This window comes from Staphylococcus sp. GDX8P80P, from assembly GCF_017893095.1.
In the GTDB taxonomy this organism is placed as follows: Bacteria; Bacillota; Bacilli; order Staphylococcales; family Staphylococcaceae; genus Staphylococcus; species Staphylococcus borealis.
Window position 1 is genome coordinate 1 of record NZ_JAESMI010000146.1, and the last position, 9,411, is coordinate 9,411.

Here is a 9,411-nt window from a genome sequence, read left to right on the forward strand (position 1 = left end):
AAAAGGTAAAAATCAAAATCTACTGACAGATGAAGATGTTGATAAAATCGTTACAACATATCGTAATAGAGAAACCATTGATAAATTTAGCTATGTAGCCTCTTTAGATGAAATCAAAGACAATGACTATAACTTAAATATACCAAGATACGTCGATACATTTGAAGAAGAAGAACCTATTGACTTGAATCAAGTTCAGCAAGATTTAAAGGATATTGATAAAGATATTGCAGAAGTTGAAGCAGAAATTAACGACTATCTCAAAGAACTAGGAGTGTTGAAACATGACTGAAATAGCAAATACTCCCGAACTAAGATTTCCAAATTATGAAAATTCATGGTTTTCTTATAAGTTAAATGACATAAGTGAAAGAGTAACTAGAAAAAATAAAAACTTAGAATCTCAAAGACCTTTAACTATCTCTGGACAATTAGGCTTAATTGATCAAATTGAGTATTTTAATAAATCAGTTTCCTCAAAAAATTTAACTGGCTATATATTAATTAAAAAAGGAGAATTTGCTTATAATAAAAGTTATTCAAATGGTTATCCTTTAGGTGCTATAAAAAAATTAGAAAGATATGACTTAGGTATCTTGTCATCTTTATATATATGTTTTTCTTTTGATGAAAATATTGATAAAAGTTTTATGAAAAATTATTTTGAAAGTACTAAGTGGTATAGAGAAGTAGCAAATATAGCAGTTGAAGGAGCTAGAAATCATGGTCTTCTGAATATTCCGGTTAATGATTTTTTTAATATAAATATAAATCTTCCAATACAATATGAACAAGAAAAAATCGGTGAATTTTTCAGCAAACTCGATCGCCAGATTGAGTTAGAAGAGAAAAAGTTAGAATTATTAGAGCAACAAAAGCGTGGATATATGCAAAAGATTTTCTCGAAAGAGTTGAGATTTAAGGATGAAAATGGAAATGATTATCCTAAATGGGTAACTCAAAAAATTAAAGAATTAGGTAATGTTTATACAGGTAATACGCCTAGTAAAAAACAAAGTGCATACTGGAATAGTAATAACTATATATGGGTTACACCTACTGATATAAATAATAAAAAAAACGTAAAAAATAGTGAATATATGTTGAGCGATGAAGGATTTAAAAAAGCTAGACAATTACCTAAAAATACGTTACTTATTACTTGTATAGCTAGTATTGGAAAAAATGCAATTTTGAGAGAAGAAGGATCATGTAATCAACAAATAAATGCACTAGTTCCTAATAATGATAAGAACGTAGACTTTTTATATTATGCTTTTGAAAAAGTGTCAAAATATATGAAACGTATTGCAGGGAAAACAGCAACACAAATTGTAAATAAGTCTACATTTGAAAATATTAGTATCGAAGTACCAAATATTGAAGAACAATTAAAAATAGGAAGATTTTTGAATAGTTTTGATAAATTGATTGAAAAACAGGTTTCAAAGATTGAATTATTAAAACAACGCAAACAAGGACTTTTACAGAAAATGTTTGTCTAATTCTTATAAAGTCTTATTATGTTAACAAGGTTGTTTTTAAATCTGTTTTGTATAAGACAGGGGGATTCCATGAGAGATAAAATGAGAATAAAAGATTCACAATTATCAAATCGCTGTAAAAATCAATTAATAAAGAATGGTTATGATTATGTCTATCAATTAAAGAAATTAACTGATGAGGATTTGAAGAATATAAGAAATTTAGGTGCTAAATCTATCCAAGAAATTCAGGAATTTAGAGATAGTATAATTTTCAAGAATAATGATGATATTATCATTCCTAAAGATATAACTATTGAAGCGTTGAAATCAATGAATATTGAAAAAGTAATTAATAACGAAAATATTAAAAAGATTATGAAAATAAACAATATAAAATTAATAGATGCAGTAATTGATTTGAGTTACGAAGATATAAAGAAATTTAGAAAAGTCGATGATCAACTTATAAGTGAAATTCAAAGTATTTGCAATAGATTAAGAGAAAAAATCAACTTAGTAGATAGAGACTTATTTAAATTAGTCTTAAACAATCCAGATAAAGATATTAGAAGGGTTATTTATGAAAATATACCCAAAACTCTTTTAAATTGTACAATAAAATATTTTTTTAAAAGCAGGTATGTGAACGAACTCAATATTGAGGAACTTGGATTTTCTAACAAAGAAAGAAAAATAATACTTACGTATAATTTGAATAAAATAGATAGATTATTATTAGTTTCATACGATGATTTATTAAATATACCGGGTATAGCTAAAAAAACTTTGAATGACATTTTTGAAAAGTTATTTAAATACGTTGTTGTACAAAACAAAAATGAAATCTTTATAGGTGATATTTCGAGAATATATCTAAAAAAGTCACCGTATAATTATTTATTAGTCATGAGAGAAAAGCAATTAAATAATATTTTAGTTAATTTAGATAACGTTATTAATGAAGTATTAAATAATGAACAATTTTCCATTAGCTATAAATTAGATTTGTTAATAGAAAATCAATTTATAACTAAACGTATAAAAGAAATGATATTTAATGAAGATATAGAGCAAGAAATAGTATATTCATTTATAAAAAATAATTCTTATATGTATAGAAAAAAAGAAATATGTGATGAACTAAGCTCTCATTTTATCAATTTAAATCTTTATAAGTATTTTAATAATTTAATAAAACTAGATTTAATATCAATTGATGAATTTGGTAACGTATATTCAAAAAAGTATTCGATATTATCATATACAGCTGATAATTATAATGAAAACATATTAGAATTGATGAAACTTCGACTAGAAGGTAAGACCCTAGAAGATATTGGTAATGCTATTGGAGTTACTAGAGAACGAGTGAGACAGTTAGTAAAAAAAGTTACTAGTAGTACGAAACAAATTTTTAAAGAAGATGAAAATGCCTATTGGTTTAGTAATTATAACTTAGATAAAAAGCAATATGAATGGTTGTTCGAAGATAGCTTATATTACTATTTATCTAATAGATATGAAAAAGGTACTAAGTCATGGAAAGATATTCTTAATGATGAAAAAGCCTCTGTAAAATTGAAAAAAAAGGTACGAGATGAATTACTAAAAGGAAAAATTGTAATTGATAATAAATTAATTCCTAAAACGAGAATAAGTATTATTGATTATGTATTAGAAGAATTTGGAAAAGAGACATTACATATTAATGATTTATTAGAAATAATTAATTTATTTCTCGAAGAACAGAGATTAGATAAAGAAGTATTCAATATTGATATTAGATATTTAGAAAATAGATTAAGTGATACTTCGAATGCAGTAAGTCGTGGGAAAAAATATTATAGATACTATGCATATGATGAATATGATTGGGATTTATTTTATGAAAAAATTAATTTTGAAGAATGGAAAGATCTTGAAATATCGACATTAATTTTGTTTAAGTATCATTCGTTACTTATGGAAAAATATAATATTAAACATGAAAATGAGTTACATAATATTATTAGAAGAACAAGTGAAAAGAGACGCGATTTAAATATAGAATTAACAAGAATGCCTAATATAGCAATTGGCAATGTGGATAGAGAACAACAAGTAAAAGATTTTATGTATGAATATGCTCCCCTTCATGTAGATGAATTCGTTCAGTTATATTACGAAGCATTTGGAGTTAAAGAGCAAACATTTCGAGCTAATTATCTAAAGTATATAGACGATTATATTGTAGATGATTATATTAAAAAAGATTTTGTTTCTATTAATGAAGAATCTCTTAGTTGTGTCAAAAATGTTCTTGAAGGTAAAGAGTTTATGTTTATAGAAGATTTAAAAAAAGAATTAAATCAGGTTGATACAGACTTACAAATTATCTTAAAATATTTAGATTATAAAACTTTTAGTTCGTATATATTAAAAAATAAATATGAGACAACCATTAATTATTATAACGAAAAATTTTATAATAATATGGACATTGTTGACTTAACAAACATAGATAAAAGAATATGGAACTTAAGTTCATTTGGATCATGGCTATATGACAAGTATAAAACTATGGAATTATTAGAATTCTCTCCTAAGAAGTATATTACAAGGAAAAAACTTAATGAGATAGGTCTAACACCGAATATTTTAGAAGATTTTAGATATAAAGTGTTAGAAAAATTAGACGATAACAAAGTATGGTCAATAAGTGCAATTATTGTTGTTGTTGATAATGAAAAAATTGATTCTTTTGGTTTTGAACCTATATTTTATCGATCTATTTTGAGAGGATTGGAAAATATATATAGTAATAAAATAGGAGGGAATTATCTTCTAAAAAAAGATCAAGATTTTAGAGTTAGTGATTTAATTGAAGAAGAAGTTATGAAAGTGAAAATGATAGATATTTTTGATTTAACTGAAATCATTAATGAAAAATATGATATAAATTTGGAATATTATAGATTAATCGAATCAATTAAGAGGACCGATATGTATTATGACGAAATTATGGAAAAAATTTATTTAGATTTGAATTATTATTATGAGGAGTTTGAATATTAATGAATATGATAAATACAAATGAATTAATAAAAACTAATTTGACGACTAGATTAACAGTAGATGGTATAACTGATGAATATGATGTGTATAAAATAAAATTAAACAATTTATACTATAATGATCAGAATGATAGGATTGCAACTTGGATTAGTAAGTATAAAGCAGATAACCACCTAGAATCATTTGATTTAAGTAATATTGAGGAATACAACAAGATTATTGCTGATTTTATTAAAGAAAGTGATGAAAATGCATTTAAGAAAACTAAAAATAATATAAAGGCGTTAGGACAGACTGAACCAGCAGTTATATTAAGAGATGGACGAATCATTGATGGTAATCGTCGTTTTACATGTTTGAGAGATCTTGCTAAAGAAGATTTAAAATTTAATTATTTAGATGCAATTATCATAAGTAAAGACATACAAGATAGTAAGAAAGAAATAAAATTATTGGAGTTATATTTACAACATGGACGTGAAGAAAGAGTTGGATATAATCCAATAGATAGATTAGTTGGTGTATATAATGATGTTATAAAAAATAAATTAATTACAGTTGAAGAATATGCTAAAAATACAGGACAAAAGACTAGTGAAGTTACAAAATTGATTGATCGTGCAAATTTAATGGTCGAATTCTTAGAATTTATTGATATGCCAGAACATTATTATTTAGCTCGCGACTGGGAATTAGATGGTCCATTAGGAGAAATAAAAGCTGTACTTAATAAGATAAAAACAGAAGAAGAACGGGAAGATGTAAAAAATATTATTTTCACTAATATAGCTCTTAAACCGAATACGGATATGACCCGTTATATAAGAAAAATAAAAAATTTAGTTAATACATCACAATTTAAACCTTTCATTGAAGACAACTTGGAGTTATGTGAAAGATTTTTAGAAAAATTCGATGACAAAGAAGAAGAAACAACTGTTGAATTTATTAATAAAGAAGTACGTGGCGATGAAGAACTAAAAGATGATCTTAAAAATACTTATGATAAATATCAAGAAAAAGTAAAAAAAAGAAACAGTATTAATGCTCCTAAAAACCAAATAGAAAAAGCAATAGACGCTTTACAAAATATTGATTTTGATATTGTATTAAGATTAGACGATGAAACTGATTATCCTCAATTTTTAAATTCCTTAGAAAGATTAGAAGAAGAAATTAAAAATATTAAGCATGAGGTGTATGGTAATGTTTCAAGTTCAAATGAATCATAACGAGGAGCTAACATTAGAAGCAAACGAGCAATTATTAAAAAAAGTAATCAAGCACCGAATATATAAATTACGTATTAAAAAATATGTGGAAGAGTATACTAATTCCAAAATTGTATTTAGAAAAAATGTATATTATAAAGATATTTATAATATTGTTGAGCAAATAAAAAAATTAGCTATTAAATTAGGGGTAAGTGTTAATATCAATGAAAATGTTACTCAGTATATTAACAGAATAAATTCATATATTGATTATAAATATACTATTGGTAATGATATTAAAAATGATGATCTTAGATTTAATGAAAGATATTTTGAATTCGAGAGAATAGTTAATCAAACGTTAGAGAGACAATTAAGACCAAAACAAATGAAGGATGCTTTTTACTTAACAATGATGCAAAAATCAGGAAACTTTTCTGTTCCTGGTTCAGGAAAAACTTCTACAGTATATGGTATGTATGCATATTTAAATACTATCAACAAAGTAAATAAAATTTTGATGATTGGTCCTTTAAACTCATTTAGTTCTTGGATAACTGAATATCAATCTTGTTTTGGTGATAGTCGAAAATTAGCTTATTTAAATATAAAAGATCTTAATACAACTAATGAGAAGAAAATGGTTCTAAAATATGAAAGTTTTAATAAAGAATTGATATTACTTAACTATGAGGTTCTTAATACTCTAGAAGAAGAAATTAAGGATTTAATCACTGAAGATACATTAGTTGTATTTGATGAAGTTCATCGTATCAAAAATCCTGTCGGAATGAGAGCTAGTTCTGCCTTAAGAATTACAAAAGACGCTAAGTATATGGTAGCTTTAACTGGTACACCTATTCCTAATGGCTACAAAGATATTTATAATCTTTTGAATTTATTGTATCCATATGACTATAATCATTTCTTTAATTTTGAAATACCACTATTAAGTAATCCTAATAATTCAGAAATCAAAATGATTAACGATAAAATTCAACCTTTTTTTACAAGAACATCAAAAGAAGAATTAGGTGTACCGCCTTCAAATGAGGATAAAATTATTGACATAGAAGCTAGTCTTGAAGAACAAGAATTATTTAAAATTATCTTATCAAAGTATAAATCTAATCAATTAGCTTTATTTGCTAAAATTATGCAATTAGAAAGCTCCCCTTCACTTTTATTAGAAACATTAGATTTGAAAGAATTTGAAGAAATGCTTGATTTAAGTGTTAATCATGAAAAATTTGTTGAATACCAAGATTATTCGAAAGAAGTAGAGGAGTTAGTATATAAAATTGATAAAACATCTAAAATGAAAGAACTATTAAAACTTATTAATAAAATAGTAAGTGAATCTAAAACAGCAATAGTTTGGTGTATTTTTGTGAAAACTATGTATAAATTAAAAAGTGATTTAAATAAAATGGGTATAAAAGCAGAAGTGATTTCAGGTGCAGTAAGTCAAGATGAAAGAAATAGAATTATTAATAAATTTAAAAATAAAGAAGTTGAGATACTTATTACAAATCCACACACTTTAGCAGAATCTGTTTCTCTTCATAAAACCTGTCATGATGCAATTTACTTTGAGTATAGTTACAATTTAGTCCATTTACTACAATCTAAAGATAGAATACATAGATTAGGGTTAAAATCAGATGATTATACACAATACTATTATTTTCAGCAATATTATCAAATGGAACAAGGGAACTACTCCCTAGGTGAAAGAATATATAAAAGATTATCTGAAAAAGAACAATTAATGTTAGATGCTATTGATAATCATGAGTTAGAAATATTACCTACTGAAGATGAAGACTTAGAATTTTTCTTTACTCATTTAATAGATAAATAAAAATTCTATTAAGAGAGATGGGTAATGACTAAGAATAGATAAATGGTAGTTAATATATAGAAGATTCATATTAAATTAGTATTAACATAATGATTGATTCAACAGAATGTGTTGTTAAGAGACCTATTGAAGAAATGAGTTTATCTGCTAAAATTACAAAATTAACTGGAAGAAAAATTGTGAAGTAAGTCGAAATTACAGTTAATAATTGATAAAAATTCAAAAAACATAGATCATTCCTCATCGAAAAAAGATAAACTAAAAAAATAAGTATGAGCATCCCTCACCGTAAAAGTGAAGGATGCTCTAGTTTTATTAGAAAATAGTTCTCATTTTGATAGGTAATGGTTAATAATTGTCTGTAAATCATTATTAAGTACGGTTGCTATAGAGTCATCATTCATAAAATCATCATAGATGTTATCCAATATTTCTTCATCTTCAATTGCTGCGAAATGATGTACTAGTCCTTTTACGATAGATATATAATTTTGTGATGCTAAGCAACTAGCAACCGTTCGCCAGTCTGATTGTGTAGTGTGATGGTTCATAGATAATCCTCCTTTTATTTCAATGTCCATTTTTGACGTGCTTTAGGATTGAGTGGATGCATAATTTCATTAGTTGCGGGGTTCATGAGTTGCTTTACTTTCTTTTTATGTGGTTTCAACATTTCTAATACTTCATTGACACGTGCTTCAACAACGGGTTTTTTAGCGTAAGCGCCCCAAGCTAATATAACTTCATCCGATTCTTTCACAGCCTTCATAATTTGAATATTTGTATGATTATCAAAAGCATTTTTTGAATGTTTAATATTAATAGGTGTTGTAATATTAGAATATAGATTCACAAAATTGATTGAACCAAATGCATCCATTTCTGAAACTTTGTTCATAATGAGCTGAGTTGTTAAGTCGATGTTGAGAATGCCATCATAATGTGGATACATTGTAATGATTGTAATTGTTTGTTTTTCACTATCCCATTTTTTCTTAAGTAGATAGCGATGTTCTTGGTCATCACTGAATATAGCTTCGGTTTCTAATGTACTTTTGATTGTTTTCATGTAATTTTCACTCCTTTAGTATTCTTCGGGCAAAAGCATCACATAATAAAAAACGTCTACATCATCTTCACGAATGACGTAGACTTTCTTAGGTAATGCGTTTTGATTTTTTACATAGTTTGTATAGTGATATTCCAATTTGTATGCGGGTTGTTCTTGTTCATGTGTAATAGAGAGTATATTATTATCTTCTTGTAGTTTAAAAATGTGTAGGTAATCTGTATGAGGTTGATTATCTCTTTCTTTTACTATATTCCAAAGTAAGATTTGAAGATCTAGAGATAGTTGTTCACTAATGCCTCTTGTAATGTATCGATTGATTTTCATATTATTTTACCTCATCTTGAATTTCTTTCATGATAACAATAGCTTGGCTAATAATCGTAACAGATATTTGTGCCACTTTGATCCAATTATTCATGGTCATTCCCTCCTTGTTTTAGTAAATGACGTTCATCGATAATCGTATTTTTAGTGTCTGTGAGGTACAGAAAGTCCATATCAAAATGATCCAGATAACCAATGCTGATGAGTTGGTTATTGGCATACATTAAAAATGGATAGATACTTAGGTCATGTAGTTCATTATTGTAGTAGGTATAAGTTTCAAGTGTAAGATGTGCAAGTGGGGAATCATTAATAAAACGTTCGGGTAGTATATTTTCTGCTGCTTCCTCAAGTGCTTCACATTCCCAAGTTTCGTTGTTAGATAGTTGGAATAGA

General features: G+C 26.1%; 9 protein-coding genes. 5 read left to right on the forward strand and 4 right to left on the reverse strand.

From position 1 onward, the window contains the following. From KA858_RS11485 to KA858_RS11505, 5 genes are all read left to right on the forward strand, one after another. Window positions 1-292, forward strand: a 292-nt coding sequence (locus tag KA858_RS11485; RefSeq protein ID WP_210135756.1) for an N-6 DNA methylase, incomplete at its 5' end; no start/stop codon positions are given. Further along, entirely contained in the window at window positions 285-1,505 is a 1,221-nt protein-coding gene (locus tag KA858_RS11490; RefSeq protein WP_210135757.1) for a restriction endonuclease subunit S, read from the forward strand. The genes KA858_RS11485 and KA858_RS11490, both read left to right, overlap by 8 nt. A 69-nt stretch (window positions 1,506-1,574) precedes the next feature. Further along, entirely contained in the window at window positions 1,575-4,541 is a 2,967-nt protein-coding gene (locus KA858_RS11495) for a DNA-directed RNA polymerase subunit alpha C-terminal domain-containing protein (RefSeq protein WP_210135758.1), read from the forward strand. Next, window positions 4,541-5,773 carry a ParB/RepB/Spo0J family partition protein gene (locus KA858_RS11500; RefSeq protein ID WP_210135759.1) on the forward strand — a complete coding sequence of 411 codons (1,233 nt, stop codon included), beginning with the start codon at window positions 4,541-4,543 and terminating at the stop codon, window positions 5,771-5,773. Before KA858_RS11495 ends, KA858_RS11500 begins: the two co-directional genes overlap by 1 nt. Then, window positions 5,748-7,619, forward strand: a complete 1,872-nt coding sequence (locus tag KA858_RS11505; RefSeq protein ID WP_210135760.1) for a DEAD/DEAH box helicase — start codon at window positions 5,748-5,750, stop codon at window positions 7,617-7,619. The genes KA858_RS11500 and KA858_RS11505 overlap by 26 nt, the downstream gene beginning before the upstream one ends. 329 nt (window positions 7,620-7,948) lie before the next feature. Here KA858_RS11505 and KA858_RS11510 read toward each other — a convergent pair whose 3' ends face one another. The 4 genes from KA858_RS11510 to KA858_RS11525 form a co-directional block, all read right to left on the reverse strand. Further along, window positions 7,949-8,170: a hypothetical protein gene (locus KA858_RS11510; protein ID WP_210135761.1), complete on the reverse strand. Its 222-nt coding sequence runs from the start codon at window positions 8,168-8,170 to the stop codon at window positions 7,949-7,951. Window positions 8,171-8,184: 14 nt separating this feature from the next. Further along, window positions 8,185-8,688: a DUF1643 domain-containing protein gene (locus KA858_RS11515; protein ID WP_000849084.1), complete on the reverse strand. Its 504-nt coding sequence runs from the start codon at window positions 8,686-8,688 to the stop codon at window positions 8,185-8,187. Between the two features lie 15 nt (window positions 8,689-8,703). Further along, complete coding sequence (locus tag KA858_RS11520) at window positions 8,704-9,015, reverse strand: DUF960 family protein (RefSeq protein WP_210135762.1); 312 nt, start codon at window positions 9,013-9,015, stop codon at window positions 8,704-8,706. A gap of 86 nt (window positions 9,016-9,101) precedes the next feature. Further along, the coding region (locus KA858_RS11525) for an SAUGI family uracil-DNA glycosylase inhibitor (RefSeq protein WP_210135763.1) at window positions 9,102-9,411 on the reverse strand (310 nt) is incomplete at its 5' end.

Excerpts from the sequence above, each read along its gene's own strand:
- KA858_RS11490 (WP_210135757.1), top strand. The coding sequence starts at position 285 with ATGACTGAAATAGCAAATACTCCCGAACTAAGATTTCCAAATTATGAA.
- KA858_RS11495 (WP_210135758.1), top strand. The coding sequence starts at position 1,575 with ATGAGAGATAAAATGAGAATAAAAGATTCACAATTATCAAATCGCTGT.
- KA858_RS11500 (WP_210135759.1), top strand. The coding sequence starts at position 4,541 with ATGAATATGATAAATACAAATGAATTAATAAAAACTAATTTGACGACT.
- KA858_RS11505 (WP_210135760.1), top strand. The coding sequence starts at position 5,748 with ATGTTTCAAGTTCAAATGAATCATAACGAGGAGCTAACATTAGAAGCA.
- KA858_RS11510 (WP_210135761.1), bottom strand. The coding sequence starts at position 8,170 with ATGAACCATCACACTACACAATCAGACTGGCGAACGGTTGCTAGTTGC.
- KA858_RS11515 (WP_000849084.1), bottom strand. The coding sequence starts at position 8,688 with ATGAAAACAATCAAAAGTACATTAGAAACCGAAGCTATATTCAGTGAT.
- KA858_RS11520 (WP_210135762.1), bottom strand. The coding sequence starts at position 9,015 with ATGAAAATCAATCGATACATTACAAGAGGCATTAGTGAACAACTATCT.